We start from the raw sequence: 15248 nt of genomic DNA, 5'->3' as shown, positions 1-15248 counted from the left end.
TAGCGGGTTGATTCAGGCGCTTAATAGTAGGAAGCAGGGCGGCTCAGCCTTCGCTCGCCGCCTTCACAAACGCGGCTTTGGCATCGGTATAGGCCTCGCGGTCACCCGGGTGCCGGGCCGCCAGTTCCGCCTTGAGCGCGGCATACCGCGCCGCCAGCGCAGGGTCCGAACGCAGGGCGTCGCGAAAACGCAGACGCTGCGCCCACACCTCGCCGCCGTGCACCACCAGGTGCAGATGATGCGTGCGCCGCCCCTCTGCCCAGCGCATCAGCCATTTGCGGTCAGACAGCGAGGCATTGAATTCAGCGGAGGTCGTATAACCGTTGGCGCACAGCGGCGCCAGAAGCGCTTCAGCCGCCGCGATAGATTCCACACCGGCCAGCATGTCAATCACCGGTTTGGCCGCCAGGTCGGGCACGGCCGTGCTGCCGATGTGCTGGATGTCGATCAGGCGGGCCGGCAGCTGGGGGGAGAGCGCAAGCAGGCGGTCCCGCTCAGCCACAAACTGCAGGGGCCAGGCCGGGTTGTAGGCCTGCAAGACCACTTCCTCGTGGATAGCGGCAAGCAGCGATTCCTGGTCAGTCATGCGGGGCGTGGCTGGTGGGTTGTTGTGCAGGGGCGAAAAACGCTGCGCGGCACGCCAGAATCGTTTGTGAGGCCACTTTTAGGGCATTTTGAGCATGAAAAAGGCCTTCAGCCCAATAAGGACGGGCGCGAGCAGCTACTAAAACAATAGCAACCAGAAATCCCCACGGCTGCGAATGGGGCGATCTGCATTTCATTTACCTGAGCGCCAGCACAGCTTTGCGCGCCTGTGCCAGCCGCTCTTCCAGGTAAGCGCCATAAAAGTCGGTAGACGCCAGGCCAACCAGCCGTTCCGCCAGGTCTTGCCCGGCCGGGCCCAGAAACAGCACCGTGGGGGTAAAACCGGCCTTCCATGCCGCAACCTGGGCGGCGGCTGTCGTCACCTGGCCGTCAAAGCCGGTCAGCGGCGTCGCGCGGTCGCTGATGTTGAGCTGCCAGGCGTGCAGGCTGCCATCGCGTTGCCCCGGCAACAGGTAATTGCGCCGCACCAGTTCGCAGAAGGGGCAGCCAGGCAGGCTGACCAGCAGCACCAGCGGCTCATTTTTAAGGGCGGCGATTCCAGCGGCCGCCGGCAAAGAGGCCGGCACAGGCAAGGCCGTGTCTTTGGCCAGCGCGAGCTGGGGCACGGCCAGCCCGGCTGCCAGCACGGCAGTGAACTGGCGGCGGCCCACCGGGCTCATTCAGCGCTTTCCAGCAAAATCTTCGTCAGCGCAGCCGGTTCGCTGATCATGGGGTCATGGCCGGTTTTGATTTCGACCACGCGCGAATTCGGCAGCCATGCACCGTCCCAGAACTTGGCGTCCTTCACGCGCAGCCGGCTGGGTTCAATCGTGGCCAGTGCGGGCTCGGTGCAACTGACGAAAGTCCGCGGCACAGCGGCTACGCGCTTCACATCAAAGTCCAGCGGTGCCTGGTAGGTGTTGCCGGGGTGCGGCGTCTGCCGGCGCTTCACCCATTCGCGGTCGGCATCGTGCAGGCCGAACACCTCCGGGTCGGGTGCCGGAAAGCTGAAGCTGGGTGAAGCCTGCGCCGCCGCCATGCGCTGCTGCTGCGTGGCGCTGGCCTGCGTGCTGCTCCAGCTCTCGCCGGGCTTGGGCACCACCGCATCCACATACACCAGGTGCTTGATGCGGTCGGGCATGCGGTCAGTGACGGCCGTGCCGATCATGCCGGCATAGGAATGCACCGCGAGCGTCACCTCATGCAACTCTTCCGCCTCGATCAGGTTGATCACGTCGTTGATGTGCGTGTCGAGGTTGATCGTGGGTGAGAGCAAATGGGCGCGCTCGCCCAGGCCGGTCAGTGTCGGCGTGAAGACCTTGTGGTGGTCCAGCTGCAGCGCCTGCGCCACCCGCCGCCAGCACCAGCCGCCATGCCACGCGCCGTGCACCAGAACAAAATTGTGTTTCATTGCGTCACCTCCTTGTTAAAGGTTGCTGCATCAAATGGTCTTGCCGCTCTTCAGTTCAGATAGCTGGGCGTCTGAATAGTTCAGCACCTCGCGCAGCACTTCGTCCGTATGCTGGCCCAGCAGCGGCGGCGGCAGGTCGGTGCGCACCGGCGTGGCGCTCATGCGGATGGGGCTGGAGACCAGTCGCAAATCATCCTTCACCGGGTGCTTCCACTCGGTCACCATCTTGCGGGCCTCGATCTGCGGGTCAGCGAACACCTCTGCCAGGCTGTTGATGGCGCCGCACGGAACCTTGGCTGCTTCCAGCGCGCCCAGCCAGTCGGCCTTGCTGCGTGTCTTCATCACCGCTTCCAGAATCGGCACCAGCTGCCCACGGTTCTGCACACGGTTGCGGTTGGTGGAAAACAGCGGGTTGGTCGCCAGCTCCGGAATGTTGGCCACGGCGCAGAACTTCGCATACTGCGAGTCATTGCCCACCGCCAGAATCAAATGGTCCTTGCTGCCGTCAGCCGCGGGCGCTACTTCAAACACCTGGTAAGGCACGATGTTCTGGTGCGCATTGCCCGCCCGGCCAGGCGCCTTGCCGCTCACCAGGTAGTTGGCGCCCAGATTGGCCAGCATCGCCACTTGGGTATCCAGCAGCGCCATATCCACCTGCTGGCCTTCACCGGTTTTCTCGGCATGGCGCAACGCGGCCAGTATCGCCACCGTCGCATACATGCCCGTCATCAGGTCGGCCACCGCCACACCCACCTTCTGCGGCCCGCCGCCCAGGTCGTCGCGCTCACCGGTCACACTCATCAGCCCGCCCATGCCCTGAATTGCGTAGTCATACCCCGCACGGTCCGCATAAGGCCCGTTCTGCCCAAAGCCCGTGACCGAGCAATACACGAGGCGCGGGTTGATGGCTTTCAACGAGGCGTAATCAAGCCCATAGCGTGCCATGTCGCCTACTTTGAAGTTCTCCACAAACACATCGCAATGGGCAGCCAGCTCCCGCACCAGTGCCTGGCCCGCAGGCTGCGCAATGTCGCAGGTCACGGAACGCTTGTTGCGGTTCGTGCCCAGGTAGTAGGCAGCTTCAGTGTCCGCCCCCCGCGCGTCCTTCAAAAACGGCGGGCCCCAGGTGCGGGTGTCGTCACCCGTGCCGGGCCGTTCAATCTTGATGACATCCGCGCCCAGGTCAGCGAGTGTCTGGGTACACCAGGGGCCTGCGAGTACGCGGGAGAGGTCGAGGACGCGGATGCCGGATAGGGAGTTCATGTTTGCCATTTTGCCTTTACATCGGGGCGGTGTGCGGCGCGTCCAGGTCATCGGGGACTTCACCGATTCAATATGTCAGTGTGTGTGCCTCAGGTTGATGTAAGCTGTTTTTCCATGAAAAAAACAAAACTTCAAGGCCGCGCCATTTTGCAGGGCGTTATGTCCACCAGCAATATTGGACGATGGCTCCAGGACAGGTTTCGGAGGGGCTTCGATGCAATTAAATCGACCTCGTGTGCTGGCTCTTGATCTTGAGGGAACTCTCATCTCAAACGCGATGAGCCAAATTCCACGACCTGGTCTCTTTGAGTTCTTGTCACGCTGCCATGAGTTGTTTCCTCGCGTGGTGATGTTCACCACAGTCAAAGAAGAGCGATTCAGAACCATCGCAAAGCTCCTCGTGGAAGAGAGAGTCGCACCGGAGTGGTACGCAAGCATCGAATACGTCAGCTGGCAGGGCAAGACCAAAGATCTCAACTTCATTCCTGGAGTTGACCCACAGGACGCGCTGCTGGTCGATGACTTTGAGAAGTATGTTCATCCTGGCCAGGAGTCGCAGTGGCTGCAGGTCGAATATTTCGACTACCCGTATGAAGCCACGGACACGGGGTTGTCAAAAATGTTGGCAGTATTGGAGCAATACGCTGATATATCAAAAAGCTAGACCTCCTCATGCGCGAAATGCCATCACTCTATCCACTTAGTCGCTCGATCCGGCGTTTCTGGAACCCCGTCGAGGGCCGTTACTGGACCTATGAACGTCCATCCGTCATTGAGGCGACGTGCAGTCAGTGTGAAGCGCCTTACCTGTTCAATCCGGATCCTATTCCCGCCTACCCATACAACCCTGAGAGCAGCGGTTATACGGTTCTGAAAGGCGAAATCTGCGGCTCAATAGTTGGTCGCGGCGCATGTGGGAAGTGCGGAAAGATTGCAACGTCTCTCACTTGGCCAGAGGCCGCTCACATCCAAATCAAAGTTGCGGAAGGCATTCTTTGGTCCTGGAACACCGAGCAACTTGTAGTGATTCGAGCGCATGTTGCCGGCAACAAGGTCCTGTTGCGAAGAATGCTCATGAATGACTGGCGCCTATCAAGAATAATCGGGCGAATTCCCACGTTCGCCACGCTTAAACGCAATCGCTTCAAAATTCTCAACTCAATTGATCGGTATCTCAGAAAGCGATTTGCCTGAATCGGATCAACACGACAGTCGAGAAGATCGCCACAAGCAGGGAACACTTTTCATGATGAAGAAGACCACCCCAGCCGCGAGTCCTGATGCATACGTCGCGGCCTTGTCCGGCTGGCATCGTGCGACGGTTGAGCAACTACGGGCAGCTGTCCTGGGTGGCGCCGCTTTGGAAGAAGTCATCAAGTGGGGTCATCTGGTCTATCTGTCGAACGGGCCGGCGCTGCTGATCCGAGCAGAAGAAAACCGCGCGTTGTTCGGTTTCTGGCGTGGGCAGCGCCTTCGCGAGATGGACCCGCTGCTCAAACCCGGCGGCAAGTACGAAATGGCGACGAGAGAGTTTCACGAGGGTGATGAGGTCAACGCGGCCTTGTCGCGACGTCTCGTCAGAGAGGCGGTGCGACTCAACAAGACGTTTGGCGATCCTACGAAGCTTTAACAGCGAACCATCCCGTGAAATCTTTGAAACCCTTGTCTCCAAGAGTCTTTGCGATCCTCGTTCTGGTGATCGTCGGGTGCATCTATGTTGCGCTGCTCAAACCCGTCGCCTGGCTGGTGGATGCAGGTTACTTGCGACCCGGACGCGGGCGCGGGTTGCAGGCCATACCGCTCTATTTCATCCCTTACTTCGTCATTCAGCTGGCCACGGGTTTGACCTTTGATCAGATTTGTGACGGGTGGCAACGCCTTTCAAGTCTTCTCAAGGTTGTTGCGGCAGTGGTCCTGGCTTGCACCGTTGCCGCCGTTGTCTTTGTTTATCTGACTTTTCTGGCGTAAGCGCGACTTAAACGACGAGCCACACGCCGTCGGCTCAATAAGTCTTGTACGGCAAGAACTTCCCCGACAACACCACATTCACCCGATCCCCTTTGGGGTCAGGCTGCCGCACGATGTCCATGCTGAAGTCGATCGCGCTCATGATGCCGTCGCCGAATTCTTCGTGGATCAGTTCCTTGATCGTGGTGCCGTAGACGCTGACGATTTCATACCAGCGGTAGATCAGCGGGTCGGTGGGTACGGGTGTGGGCAGTGAGCCTTTGTAGGGCACGACTTGCAGCCATTTCTGCTCTTCAGCCGTGAGACTAAAAATCTTGCCGATGACTTTGGCCTGTTTGGCGTCGAACGTCATCTGGCCCAGGCAGCCGGCGGTTGTCCACTCTTTGCTGAGGCCCACCTTCTTGGCGACGGATTCCCAGGTGATGCCTTTGCTGACTTTGACGGTGATGATTTTTTCGGTGATGTCGTTGCGGTTCATGGTTTGCTCCTGTATGTGAGATGGGTGAAGTGAAAAGCGGGAATAGTCAATGCGCTTTGGCGCGCGTGACCAAAAAGTCGACGATGTGGTTGCGCAGGTCGTAGTAGCCGGGCAGGTGGTGGAGGCCGGCGCGCGTGCGTTCTCGTGGCAACGGGTTGATGACTTCTTCGGCGATGCGGCCTGGGGCGTAGACGCCTTCGTTGTCGGCGCCGTTGCTCATCAAGAGGATGCGGTCGGCCAGCAAAATGGCTTCATCCACGTCATGCGTGATCATGAAAACGGTTTGCTGCGTCTCGCGCACGATGGCCATCAGTTCGTCCTGGATGGTGCCGCGCGTCAGGGCATCGAGTGCGCCGAAGGGTTCGTCGAGGAGCAGCATCTTGGGCTGGATGGCAAAGGCGCGGGCAATGCCTACGCGTTGCTTCATGCCGCCTGAGAGCTGCGACGGTTTTTTGTCGATGGCGGGTGTCAGGCCCACCATGGCGACGAACCTTTCCACATGCGCATTGACTTGTGCCGAAGTCCAATCGGCCCAGCGTGACACCACCGCAAACGCGATGTTCTTGCGCACGGTGAGCCAGGGCATGAGGGCGTGGCTCTGGAACACCACGCCGCGCTCCAGGCTGGGGCCGCCGATCTCGCGGTTTTCCATGAAGATGTGGCCGGCTGTGGCGCTGTCCAGCCCGGCCAGCACATTGAGGATGGTGGTCTTGCCGCAGCCCGAGTGGCCGATGATGCAGACGAACTCGCCCTTGCTGATGGTGAAGGACACGTCGGCAAATACCGGCCGGGCGGGCGTAAAGGCTTTGCTCAGGCCTTCGATCTTGAGGAATCCCTGCTGCATGTTGTGTTCTTTCATTGGCGTGGCGACAGGGGCGCGCGCAATAGGCTCACTCCACATAAGTGACGACCTTCTGTAGTTGAGCGAAGGCCAGGTCCAGCAGCATGCCGACGATGCCGATGACCAGGATGGCGAAGATCACGTTGGTGAGTGAGAGGTTGTTCCACTCATTCCAGACGAAGTAGCCAATGCCGGTGCCGCCCACCAGCATTTCGGCGGCGACGATGACCAGCCAGGCGATGCCCATGGAGATGCGCATGCCGGTCAGGATGGTGGGCGCCGCCGCCGGCAGGATCACCTGGAAGGCCTTGCGCAGGGGGCTCACTTCCAGCGTGCTGGCCACGTTGAGCCATTCACGTTTGACTGAAGCCACACCGAAGGCGGTGTTGATCAGCATGGGCCAGACCGAGCAGATGAAGATCACAAAAATGCCCGAGATCGATGAGTCCTTGATGGTGTAGAGCGCCAGCGGCATCCACGCCAGCGGCGAGATGGGTTTAAGCACCTGGATGAAAGGGTCAAACGCCCGGCGCAGCAGCGGCGACATGCCGATCACAAAACCCAGCGGCACCGCGACCGCACACGCCAACAGAAAGCCCAGGCCCACGCGTGCCAGCGAATGGCCGAGCTGGATCAGGATGCCCTTGTCGTTGGGGCCGTTGTCATACAGCGGGTTGGACACCTGCTTCCAGATGGCTGTGCCCATCTGGCCCAGTGTGGGGAAGCCGGTGGTCTTGGTGTTGCCCGGGTCCTTGCCCATCATCTTCTGGTACTCGATCTGTTCGGCGCTCAGGCCCGCGGTGCTGGCCGCGGGCGTGCCGGGCGATGGCAGCGTGGCCATGTACCAGATGCCGAGAAAGGCCAGGAAGATCAGCAGCGAGACCAGGCCCGCCTTTAAATTTAAAGATTTCATGGTGAGACAAGAGGTGAGCGGGCTTGGGTCGCCAAGGAAAACCAAGCCGGGGCCGCGGAACCGGCTTTGCCCGGCCGCAGGCGCAGCGGCCCCTTTTGTGATGAAAGGGGCAGGGAAAGGCCGCAGGCAACACGAAGTGAGTGACCGTGGGGGCTCATAATTTGTTGATGGCGAAGCTCTTCACGTAATCGTCAGGCTTGGCCGGATCAAACTCCTTGCCCATGACCTTGAACTTCTTGTAAGCGCCTTCAGGCGGCTTGAAGCCGGCCAGCGCCATCTGCTTCTTGGCATCCGTCAGCATGAAGACCTTTTCGGCGATCTGTTTGTAGTTAACCTCACCCTTCACATAACCCCAGCGCTTCATCTGCGTGAGCATCCACACCGCCATGCTCTGCCACGGCACCGGGTCGAAGTTGGCGCGGTCCGGCACGTTGCGGATATTGCCCAGGCCGTCGGCGAATTTTCCGGTCAACACCTGCTGCAGCACGGCCTCGGGCTGATTGAGGTATTGCGTAGGCGCGATCACCTTGGCGATCAGGTCGCGGTCTTTGGGCTGGCTGGCCATGAAGGAGGCACCCAGCACCGCGCGGTACAGCGCGGCAAAGGTGTTGGGGTTCTTCTGGATGAACTCGTCGCTGACGCCAAAGGCGCAGCAGGGGTGGCCGTCCCAGATTTCCTTGGAGAGGATGTGGATGAAACCGACCTCGTCGTACACCGCGCGCTGGTTGAAAGGATCCGGGCCGAGGAAGCCGTCGATGTTGCCGGCGCGCAGGTTGGCCACCATCTCGGGCGGCGGCACCACCCGCAGCTGCACGTCGGTGTCGGGGTTCAGGCCGTTCTCGGCCAGGTAGTAGCGCAGCAAAAAGTTGTGCATGCTGTACTCGAACGGAATCGCGAACTTGAAGCCTTTCCAGTTCTTCGGGTCGCGATTCGCCTTGTGCTTCACATGCAGCGTGATGGCCTGGCCATTGGTGTTCTGGATGCTGGCCACATTCATGTTGACCTGGTTGGAACCGAGGCCCATGGTCATTGCCAGCGGCATGGGTGACAGGAAGTGGGAGGCGTCATGCTCCTTGTTGATCATCTTGTCGCGTATCAGCGCCCAGCCGGCGGTCTTGTTGAGCTGCACGTTGAGGCCTTCTTTTTTGTAAAAGCCCAGCGGGTCGGCCATGATGAGCGGGCTGGCACAGGTGATGGCGATGAAGCCGATCTTCAGATCCTTCTTTTCCAGGGGCACGCGGTCTTGCGCCATGGCCTCCAGCGCGCCGAGCGGTAGCACCGAGGCAATCGCAGCGCGCGCCGTGTTGGCGCCCACCGCGCGCAAGAAGCTGCGGCGCACGCTGTCGACGGGGAACAGCGCCTTCACCAGGCTGGCTTCCATAAAGCTGTGTGAGAGCGCTTGCGGGCTGGCGGCAGACGCATCGGCGGCATGGTGATCGGCCGCGCTGTGGTCCCTGCCGCAGCTGCATTTGAGCATCAGGGGCTGGTCGGCGTCGTAGGGAGAAAAGAGGTCAGACATGGCGCGCACCTTTCTTTGGAAGATGCGGCTGTCTTGCAAGCAGCGGGCCAATTTTGGCCAATTGGGGCGAAAGCGCGGCAGGTGCCGCATTTCGCTGTGGATGCCATGACAGTGTGTAGGGCACTCACTACAAAAACCGGCGCAGCGGAGTCGGCATGCTGCCTTTTCGTGCGCCGGCGCAGGCGCTTAATGGTTTTTTGAACCTTCAGCAGCTTCGCGCCTGCGCACAGCGGCGCGGCGGTGCCGTCACCGCACCAAATCCGCGCAGGGCACCGCCCGGTACCCTGCGGTGGGGGCGATCACGCCGGGGAGGAGATTTCGCCCAGGGACTGGCCAACGTCTTCTTCGTCCTGCCCCTTGACCGCGATGTCGCCAATCGAAATGATGCCGACCAGGCCATCCGAGGCATCAAGCACCGGCAGGCGGCGTATCTGGCTGGTAGCCATCTCGGCGAGCACCGTGTCCAGGTCGTCGCTTTCGCGGGCGGTGCGCACGTCTTTGCTCATCACCTTGCTCAGCGGCGTGTCACCGTCCAGGCCCTGCGCCACGGCGCGCACGACGATGTCGCGGTCGGTCACGACGCCCAGCAGTTTGTCGCCTTCGCACACGGGGATCACGCCCACGTCGAGTTCGTCCATCGCTTTCGCGGCCGAAGCCACTGTGTCAGTGGAGGCCAGGGTTCGCACATTGCGGGTCATCACGTCGGTGACGGTTGTCATTGAAATACTCCTTGGGTTGAGCCGGCGGCGCCGTCTGCAACCAGCATGCAGCGCTGGTGGGTGCTTTTTAATCAGCGGGCACCCAAGCGGCCGTAGGACAAGGCCGCGCCAATTGCGCCGTCAGGAGCTGGCAGATGTTTTTGCGTGGCGTTCGGCGTACAGCGCCAGTTCCACGTCATTTTTGGCGCCGGTTTTTTCAAGAATGCGCAGCCGGTAGGTGCTGACGGTGTTGGACGCCAGGCCCAGTTGCGTGCCGATCTCGCCGACGGACTTGCCGGCCGTGAGCAGGCGGAAGACCTGGTGTTCGCGGTGCGACAGGGCTTCAGCGCCGCTGCGCCCGCCGTTGCCACCGACTGCGCTGGCCAGCGCTTCGGCCGTGGCGGCTGAAACGTACATGCCACCAGCCGCCACCTTGCGCACCGCGGCAATCATGTCGTCGGGATTCGCGCTTTTGTTGAGGTAACCGGCCGCACCCAGCTTGATGCAGCGCACCGCGTATTGCTTTTCGGGGTAGGTGCTGAGCATCAGCACCGGCAGGCGCGGCCAGCTTTTTTTCAGGGCCTGCAGCACATCCAGGCCGTCGCGCTCGGGCAGGGCGATGTCCAGCAGCACGGCACTCAGGCCTTTGTCGCCGCCCAAAGCGTCGACCCGCCGCAGGATGTCGGGGCCGGTTTCCGCTTCGGCCACCACTTCGATCTCGGGCGCGTCGGCCAGCACCTGCTTCAGGCCCTCGCGCACGATGCGGTGGTCGTCGCCGATCAGGATTTTGAGGGTGCTCATAATTGAATCCGAAGGTGAAAGAGAGAGCCATGGCCGACCTGGCTGGTGATCTCCAGGCTGCCGCCCAGGTGGCGTGCGCGCTCCCGCATGCCCATCACGCCGTAAGCATTGGCTGCTTCAAAGGCGGCGGCTTCGGCGCCGCGGCCGTTGTCCTGCACGGCGATGCTGATGTCTTTGGCCGTGGCCCGTATGGTGATAGCTACACGACTGGCGGCTGCATGGCGGCCCACGTTGCTGAGCATTTCCTGGAAGATGCGAAAGACGGCAATCGCCGAAGGCTCGGGCAGCGGTGCGGCGTCGGCCACGTCCATCTGCCAGTCCAGGGCCAGCTCGGCCGACTGCACAAACTCATGCGCCTGCCAGTCCAGCGCCGCCCACAGGCCTTGGTGGTCCAGGATGCTGGGGCGCAGGTCGGTGATGATGCGGCCCACGTTGTCGACCGCGTTTTCAATCAGCCGGCCCATGTTCTGGCATTTGCTGCGCATGGTGTCGCGCATGGCCTGCGCGTCGCCGGGTTCGCGTTGTTGCTGTTCGCCCAGGCGTTTGTCGAGCCAGCCCACATCCATCTTCAGCGCCACCAGCAGACTGCCCAGCTCGTCATGTACCTCGCGCGCGATGCGCGTGCGTTCTTCCTCGCGCACAGTGTGGGTGTAGGCGGTGAGCTCGCGCAGGTGTTGCAGCGCTTCAGACAAGGCCTGGGTGCGTTCGCTCACGCGTTGCTCCAGCACCGCATGCGCCTGGCGCAGTGCGTCCTCGGCCTGGCGGCGCGCAGAGATGTCGACAAAGGTCACCACCGCGCCCTGTACCACGCCACCTTCGACGATGGGGTGCGACGAATATTCGACCGCAAACGCACTACCGTCCTTGCGCCAGAAGAGTTCTGTGTCGATGCGGCAGGGCAGCGCTTTGCGAAAGGCGTTGAAGATGGGACACAGGTGCTCGGGGTAGTGCGCGCCGCCGGCATGGGAATGGTGCGCCAGCTCATGCATGTTGCGGCCCAGCACGTCGGCGGGGGCATAGCCCAATTGCTCGGCGCCGGCACGGTTGATGAAAGTGCAGCGGCCGTCCATGTCGATGCCGAAGATGCCCTCGCCGGTGGACTCGAGCAGCTGCGATAGTTTGTCGCGCCAGACGGGCTGATTGGTGCCGGGAAGGTGTGCAGGCGAGGGCATGGCGTAGTTCGGTTAACCGCCGTAATCCGTAAATTCGGTAAACATCTTGTCAGGGCAACGCCCGCCTGAGCCACTGCGCTCGTAGTAGTTCCAGCGGTAAGCCATTTCCGTGTTGTCCTGGCAAGCCACGCCCTTGTACAGCTTGCCGTAAGTGGCCCTTGCGCCTGAGGATGACCGGAAGCTGTCAAGACTTTCAACGACCAGCACACCATCTTTGGGATAAACCTTCAGCACGCCGAAAGACGCATTGCTCGGTATGTCGTAGTCCACATAGAGTTCGGTCCGCTCAGGATTCGGGCGCGCTTTCTCTACCAATATAAAAACCGCCTGTTGCTGCTCAACCAGCTCCTGCTGCGTCAGGTGGATAAACGATTGGGACTGGATTTTTTTGCCGAATTTCAGCGCAGGTCCCAGCACTAGCAGGGGTTTTCGCTCGCCCGTGGCGGCAGGGTTGAACCGGTGTTGAAGCGGCTTTTTAAACCGGTTAACGACAGCCGAGAAAATTTCGTCGTCGCTAAAATTTTGATTCTGCAGCTCCAAAGCCCAGACAGGGTTTGCAGCACATAGCAGCAGAGCAGCCAGTAATCGGTGTGTTTTGAAATCCATCATCATTGAACGGTTGTGATTGTTGGACCGCATCATGGCATGGCAAGGCCTGAGTTCTTTCCATACTGCACATGCGGGCATGAGCAAACATCGTGCCCAGCTTGGTGCGTGGCCGGGACTGTATCAACCCAAAATCGGTACTGAAGCGGGCTGGACGGAGCGGCTTGCCCTAGGTTCGCCCCAAAACGGGCTGCTTTTTTTGATTCCCTGTAAAGTCCAAGGCATGCTTACGATTTCTGGAGGCGCAGCGCACCTCTCGCCGCGGCCGGTCGCCGCCTTTTTCCTGTCAGTGCTGGTTTTGCTCGTGGCCTGTAGCCCCACGCTGAACTGGCGCGAAGTGCGGCCCGAGGGCACGCGCCTGGCGCTGCTTTTGCCCTGCAAGCCTGACAAAGCCGAAAAGGTGGTTCCACTGGGTGGCCCGGCAACTACCTTGCGCATGCTGGGTTGTGATGCCGGCGGCGCCACTTTTGCGGTGGCGGTGGCCGACCTCGGTGACGCGTCAAAAGCGGCGCCCGTGCTCGCACAGTGGCAAAGCCTCACGCTGGCCAACATGAAAGCCGGGCTTGCGCCGCAGGTGTCGCCGCTCAAGTTACCCGGGGCTGCCGCCTTGCCGCCGGCCTCGCTGGTCAAGGCCGGGGGGCAGGGCCCCGACGGCAAACCGGTGAGCGGGCAGGCCGCCTATTTTGTGCAAGGCTCGCAGGTGTTCCAGGTGGTGATGTATGCCCCGCGCGTCGCGCCCGAGGTGGCCGAGACATTGTTCTCCAGCCTCAAGTTTGAATAAAGTGGCTTGCCTTTCATGACCAGCGCAGAAGCTTCCTTGCCGACCTCCCCGAATACCGCTGCGCCGGCTGCCAGTTCCCACCCAGGCCGGCTGGATGCGAAAACCGGCGCCATTGTTTTCCTCGCGTTTGCCGCCGCGTATTTCTGCTCGGCGCTGGTGCGGGCCATCACCGCCACGCTGGCGCCTGTGCTCACGCAGGAGTTTTCGCTGCATGCGCGCGACCTCGGCCTGCTGGCGGGCGGATATTTCCTGGGCTTTGCCGCCACGCAGCTGCCGCTGGGCACCTGGCTGGACCGTCATGGCCCCAAGCGCGTGATCCTGTGCTTTCTGGCGCTGTCGGTGCTGGGCTGCCTGGCCTTTTCGTTGAGCACCAGCTTTGCCTGGCTGTTGGCGTCGCGTGTGCTGGTGGGCATGGGCGTCAGCGCCTGCCTGATGGCACCGCTCACGGGTTACCGCCGCTGGTATGAGCCGGCCACGGTGCTGCGCGCCAATTCGTGGATGCTGATGACCGGCTCACTCGGCATGCTGGCGTCTACCCTGCCGGTGCAGTGGCTGATGCCCTTGACGGGCTGGCGGCCCCTCTTCTGGATACTGGCCGCGATGATCTTGCTGTCGATGGCCGCGCTCGCCTGGGTTGTACCGACTTGGCAACTCAACAACAAGAACGAAAAAGCCCCCACGCTCCCCGCTTCGCGTGGTTCGCTGCCCCCCGAGGGGGCTGGCCTTGCTCGGGGCGGCCCTTCGCTGCGGCCGGCCGCCTCCAGTGACGCGCACACGGAGGAAGCCGGCTACGCGCCTATCTGGCGCAGCCGCTACTTCCGCAAGATGACGCCATTGGCATTTTTCAATTACGGCGGGCTGGTGGCTGTGCAAACCTTGTGGGCCGGCCCCTGGATGATCAGGGTCGCGGGCTATACGCCGCTGGAGGCGGCGACCGGCCTCTTCTATATCAACGCCTGCATGCTGGTGACCTTCTGGAGCTGGGGCATGGTGAACCCCTGGCTGTCGCGGCACGGCTGGGGCGCCACCCGCCTGATCACCTGGGGTGTGCCCTTCAGCCTCACCGTGCTGGCGGTCAATATCGCGGCCGGCACCTCCACCGGATGGCTGGGCTGGGCGCTGTTTTGCATGGGTTGCAGCGTCATGGGGCTGGCGCAGCCCGCGGTGGGCATGGCGTTCAAGGCCTCGCTCGCCGGCCGGGCGCTCTCGGCCTACAACCTCATGATTTTCGCCGGCGTGTTCACCGTGCAGTGGGGAATCGGCTTGCTGATTGACGTCTTTGCCGCCATGGGCCTGGCACGGGTGGCGAGCTTTCAGGCGGCGATGTCCGTGTTTTTGTGTTGTTGTATCGCCTCATATGGGTATTTCCTCAGTGTGAAAGCTGATAATTCACCGCAATGAACGGCATTTTCATCATTGCTCACGCTCCTTTGGCCTCTGCCTTGCGCCAATGCGTGTTGCATGTGTTTCCGGACAACGCAGCGGGTATTTCCGCGCTGGACGTGCAGCCCAACATGCCGCCCGAAGAAACCCTGGCCCAGGCGCGCATCATGCTGACGCAGCTCGGCACCTCGCATGCCCTGGTGCTGGTTGACGTGTTCGGCGCCACGCCCTGCAATGTGGCGCAAAAGCTGGTGGACGGCGTTCATTCCAAACTCATCACCGGCATCAACCTGCCCATGCTGCTGCGCACCGTGTCTTACCGCCACGAGTCGCTCGATGCGCTGGTGGCGCGCGCGCTGATCGGCGCCACGCAGGGCGTGATGCAGGTGGCCATCACCGCGCCGCAAAATCAGGTACGCCGAAATCATGATAAAGACCAGCACGAGCATCAACAATAAGCTGGGCCTGCATGCCCGCGCCTCCGCCAAGCTCACCAAACTCGCCGGCAGCTTTGGCTGCGAGGTCTGGATGAGCAAGGGCGAGCGCCGCGTCAACGCCAAAAGCATCATGGGCGTGATGATGCTGGCGGCCGGGCTGGGCAGCACCGTGGAGGTCGAGACCAACGGCAACGACGAGCAGGCCGCGATGGACGCCATCCTCGCTTTGATCGCCGACAAGTTCGGCGAAGGGGAATGAATGGCCCCCACGCTTTTCACTTCGTGTAATACGCTGCCCCCCGAGGGGGCCGCCCCGCCTGCGGCCCGGCAAAGCCGAAGGTGCCGCCCCCACGGTCGCTCACTTCGTGTGCTCCCTGCCCCCCGAGGGGGCC

The 15248-nt window shown here is 61.7% G+C and carries 20 protein-coding genes; 8 read left to right on the top strand and 12 right to left on the bottom strand.

Going from position 1 to position 15248, the window contains the following annotated elements; translation table 11 throughout:
• Positions 1 to 43 precede the first annotated feature (43 nt).
• The 4 genes from AC1D1J_RS19675 to AC1D1J_RS19660 all read right to left on the bottom strand — a co-directional run bounded on the left by AC1D1J_RS19675 (position 44) and on the right by AC1D1J_RS19660 (position 3259).
• Positions 44 to 586: a GrpB family protein gene (locus AC1D1J_RS19675; protein ID WP_477695625.1), complete on the bottom strand. Its 543-nt coding sequence runs from the start codon at positions 584 to 586 to the stop codon at positions 44 to 46.
• 196 nt (positions 587 to 782) lie between these two features.
• Positions 783 to 1265, bottom strand: coding sequence for a thioredoxin domain-containing protein (locus AC1D1J_RS19670; protein ID WP_477695624.1), 483 nt, complete (start codon positions 1263 to 1265; stop codon positions 783 to 785).
• Complete coding sequence (locus AC1D1J_RS19665) at positions 1262 to 1996, bottom strand: alpha/beta fold hydrolase (protein ID WP_477689457.1); 735 nt, start codon at positions 1994 to 1996, stop codon at positions 1262 to 1264. The genes AC1D1J_RS19670 and AC1D1J_RS19665 overlap by 4 nt, the downstream gene beginning before the upstream one ends.
• A 30-nt stretch (positions 1997 to 2026) precedes the next feature.
• Complete coding sequence (locus AC1D1J_RS19660) at positions 2027 to 3259, bottom strand: CaiB/BaiF CoA transferase family protein (RefSeq protein WP_477695623.1); 1233 nt, start codon at positions 3257 to 3259, stop codon at positions 2027 to 2029.
• A gap of 214 nt (positions 3260 to 3473) precedes the next feature.
• Between AC1D1J_RS19660 and AC1D1J_RS19655 the strand changes: the two genes are divergently transcribed.
• From AC1D1J_RS19655 to AC1D1J_RS19640, 4 genes are read left to right on the top strand one after another with little or no spacing between them, the layout of a single operon-like run.
• Positions 3474 to 3923 carry an NIF family HAD-type phosphatase gene (locus AC1D1J_RS19655; RefSeq protein ID WP_477695622.1) on the top strand — a complete coding sequence of 150 codons (450 nt, stop codon included), beginning with the start codon at positions 3474 to 3476 and terminating at the stop codon, positions 3921 to 3923.
• Positions 3924 to 3931: 8 nt separating this feature from the next.
• Positions 3932 to 4453 (top strand): hypothetical protein, encoded by a 522-nt coding sequence (locus AC1D1J_RS19650; RefSeq protein ID WP_477695621.1) that lies wholly within the window; start codon positions 3932 to 3934, stop codon positions 4451 to 4453.
• Between the two features lie 52 nt (positions 4454 to 4505).
• Positions 4506 to 4889, top strand: a complete 384-nt coding sequence (locus AC1D1J_RS19645) for a DUF1801 domain-containing protein (protein WP_477695620.1) — start codon at positions 4506 to 4508, stop codon at positions 4887 to 4889.
• A 14-nt stretch (positions 4890 to 4903) separates the two neighbouring features.
• On the top strand, positions 4904 to 5227 hold the full coding sequence (locus AC1D1J_RS19640) for a hypothetical protein (RefSeq protein ID WP_477648253.1): 324 nt from the start codon (positions 4904 to 4906) through the stop codon (positions 5225 to 5227).
• Between the two features lie 34 nt (positions 5228 to 5261).
• Here the strand turns inward: AC1D1J_RS19640 and cynS are convergent, their stop codons facing one another.
• The 8 genes from cynS to AC1D1J_RS19600 form a co-directional block, all read right to left on the bottom strand.
• Positions 5262 to 5705 carry a cyanase gene (gene cynS / locus AC1D1J_RS19635; RefSeq protein ID WP_477695619.1) on the bottom strand — a complete coding sequence of 148 codons (444 nt, stop codon included), beginning with the start codon at positions 5703 to 5705 and terminating at the stop codon, positions 5262 to 5264.
• 46 nt (positions 5706 to 5751) lie between these two features.
• Positions 5752 to 6549, bottom strand: a complete 798-nt coding sequence (locus tag AC1D1J_RS19630) for an ABC transporter ATP-binding protein (protein WP_477695618.1) — start codon at positions 6547 to 6549, stop codon at positions 5752 to 5754.
• A gap of 46 nt (positions 6550 to 6595) precedes the next feature.
• A complete protein-coding gene (gene ntrB, locus AC1D1J_RS19625; RefSeq protein ID WP_477695617.1) occupies positions 6596 to 7459 on the bottom strand; it encodes a nitrate ABC transporter permease in 864 nt (287 codons plus the stop codon).
• A 154-nt stretch (positions 7460 to 7613) separates the two neighbouring features.
• The gene (locus AC1D1J_RS19620; RefSeq protein ID WP_477695616.1) at positions 7614 to 8978 is read right to left on the bottom strand and encodes a CmpA/NrtA family ABC transporter substrate-binding protein; all 1365 of its coding nucleotides are present in this window, start codon (positions 8976 to 8978) and stop codon (positions 7614 to 7616) included.
• Between the two features lie 299 nt (positions 8979 to 9277).
• Complete coding sequence (locus AC1D1J_RS19615) at positions 9278 to 9697, bottom strand: CBS domain-containing protein (RefSeq protein WP_477686946.1); 420 nt, start codon at positions 9695 to 9697, stop codon at positions 9278 to 9280.
• Positions 9698 to 9817: 120 nt separating this feature from the next.
• On the bottom strand, positions 9818 to 10477 hold the full coding sequence (locus AC1D1J_RS19610; RefSeq protein ID WP_477695615.1) for a response regulator transcription factor: 660 nt from the start codon (positions 10475 to 10477) through the stop codon (positions 9818 to 9820).
• The gene (locus AC1D1J_RS19605) at positions 10474 to 11649 is read right to left on the bottom strand and encodes a sensor histidine kinase (RefSeq protein WP_477695614.1); all 1176 of its coding nucleotides are present in this window, start codon (positions 11647 to 11649) and stop codon (positions 10474 to 10476) included. The genes AC1D1J_RS19610 and AC1D1J_RS19605 overlap by 4 nt, the downstream gene beginning before the upstream one ends.
• 12 nt (positions 11650 to 11661) lie before the next feature.
• Positions 11662 to 12291, bottom strand: a complete 630-nt coding sequence (locus AC1D1J_RS19600; protein WP_477695613.1) for a hypothetical protein — start codon at positions 12289 to 12291, stop codon at positions 11662 to 11664.
• Positions 12292 to 12478: 187 nt separating this feature from the next.
• Between AC1D1J_RS19600 and AC1D1J_RS19595 the strand changes: the two genes are divergently transcribed.
• Genes AC1D1J_RS19595 through AC1D1J_RS19580 form a run of 4 tightly spaced genes read left to right on the top strand, consistent with a single transcriptional unit; the run spans position 12479 to position 15115 of the window.
• Positions 12479 to 13036, top strand: coding sequence for a hypothetical protein (locus tag AC1D1J_RS19595; RefSeq protein ID WP_477695612.1), 558 nt, complete (start codon positions 12479 to 12481; stop codon positions 13034 to 13036).
• 15 nt (positions 13037 to 13051) lie between these two features.
• Positions 13052 to 14437 carry an MFS transporter gene (locus AC1D1J_RS19590; RefSeq protein WP_477695611.1) on the top strand — a complete coding sequence of 462 codons (1386 nt, stop codon included), beginning with the start codon at positions 13052 to 13054 and terminating at the stop codon, positions 14435 to 14437.
• Positions 14434 to 14877 carry a PTS sugar transporter subunit IIA gene (locus tag AC1D1J_RS19585; protein ID WP_457281604.1) on the top strand — a complete coding sequence of 148 codons (444 nt, stop codon included), beginning with the start codon at positions 14434 to 14436 and terminating at the stop codon, positions 14875 to 14877. The genes AC1D1J_RS19590 and AC1D1J_RS19585 overlap by 4 nt, the downstream gene beginning before the upstream one ends.
• Positions 14846 to 15115 carry an HPr family phosphocarrier protein gene (locus AC1D1J_RS19580; RefSeq protein WP_411881272.1) on the top strand — a complete coding sequence of 90 codons (270 nt, stop codon included), beginning with the start codon at positions 14846 to 14848 and terminating at the stop codon, positions 15113 to 15115. The genes AC1D1J_RS19585 and AC1D1J_RS19580 overlap by 32 nt, the downstream gene beginning before the upstream one ends.
• The last annotated feature ends 133 nt before the right edge of the window (positions 15116 to 15248 follow it).

The sequence above is a fragment of the Polaromonas sp. P1_F8 genome (assembly GCF_056405635.1).
Note: the sequence above shows the minus strand (reverse complement) of the source record. Positions and strands in the feature narration are given on the sequence as shown.